The organism is Shewanella sp. 11B5 (assembly GCF_002836795.1).
Classification (GTDB): domain Bacteria; phylum Pseudomonadota; class Gammaproteobacteria; order Enterobacterales; family Shewanellaceae; genus Shewanella; species Shewanella frigidimarina.
Genome location: NZ_PJAP01000042.1, coordinates 1 through 1454 on the forward strand (window position 1 = coordinate 1; position 1454 = coordinate 1454).

Sequence of the window (1454 nt, forward strand, 5' to 3'; positions counted from 1 at the left end):
TATCACCTATCCAGCGTTGAATGATAGCATCTACGTTTTGAGGCACTTGCTGGTAAACGTGTGATGCCAATTTTTGGGTTGGTGCAATTAAATGTTGATCACGGATAAGATCAGCGATTTTAAGATCTGCCAAACCGGTTTGCTTGGTGCCAAGCACTTCGCCTGGTCCTCTAATTTCTAAGTCTTTCTGAGCAATTACAAAGCCATCATTGCTGTTGCGCAGCACACCTAAACGTTTAGTGGCAGTTTGTGACAATGGCGCTTTATAAAGTAATACACAATGGCTCGCAACAGCACCTCGGCCGACTCGGCCTCTTAATTGGTGCAACTGTGCAAGGCCTAATCGTTCAGGGTTTTCGATAATCATTAAACTGGCATTGGGTACGTCTACACCGACTTCTATGACGGTAGTCGCGACTAATAAGTTCAAATCTCCCGCTTTAAATTGCGCCATAATCGTCTGTTTTTCAGCACTTTTCATTCGGCCATGGATTAAGCCAATTTTGAGCTCGGGTAGTGCTATGGTGAGTTCTGCTGCTGTGTCTTCAGCGGCTTGGCATTCAAGCACCTCAGACTCTTCAATTAACGTACACACCCAATAAGCTTGGCGATTATCATGTAAAGCTGCTTGTTTAACTCGCTCAATAACTTGCTCACGACGGGTATCGGCAATCGCAACCGTTGTGACCGGTGTACGTCCTGGAGGAAGCTCGTCAATGACAGAGGTGTCTAAATCGGCATAAGCTGTCATGGCTAAAGTTCGTGGGATAGGAGTGGCTGTCATGATTAACTGGTGTGGATGAAAACCTTGGCTGACGCCTTTTTCTCGTAACCCTAAGCGTTGATGAACGCCAAAACGATGTTGTTCGTCAATAATGATTAAAGCCAGCTTGTTAAACACTACCGCCTGTTGAAATATCGCATGAGTACCAATGACCATTTGTGCTGCGCCAGAAGCGATATCTTCGAGTGATTGAATTCGCGCTTTGCCTTTTAGTTTACCAGCCAGCCAGCCGACTTTTAGCCCAAGTGGTTCAAACCAAGTAGCAAAATTAGCTGCGTGCTGTTCAGCCAATAATTCAGTAGGGGCCATCATGGCTACTTGGTAACCGTTTTCAATTGCTTGTAATGCCGCCAGTGCCGCCACCAAGGTTTTACCTGAACCTACGTCGCCTTGAACTAAACGCATCATGGGGGTTGGATTCTGAAGATCTTGGTTGATTTCGGCGACAACTCTTTGTTGTGCTCCCGTTGGCTTAAAGGGCAGTTGCGCTAAAAAAGGGCTTAACAATTGTCCTGTAGCAGGCATTGGCACTGCGGCATCTTGATTACTGCGCTGGCGCAGTTGCAACATGCTCAAATTATGAGCCAGCAGTTCTTCTTGGATTAATCTTTGCTGTGCAGGGTGTTGACCTTGCTCTAATTCAAAAGGAGACACCGAGCTATGGGGACGG

At 46.4% G+C, this 1454-nt stretch carries 1 protein-coding gene; it reads right to left on the reverse strand.

Going from position 1 to position 1454, the window contains the following annotated elements; all coding sequences use genetic code 11:
* The coding region (recG, locus tag CXF78_RS00350) for an ATP-dependent DNA helicase RecG (RefSeq protein ID WP_102035669.1) at window positions 1-1454 on the reverse strand (1454 nt) is incomplete at both ends.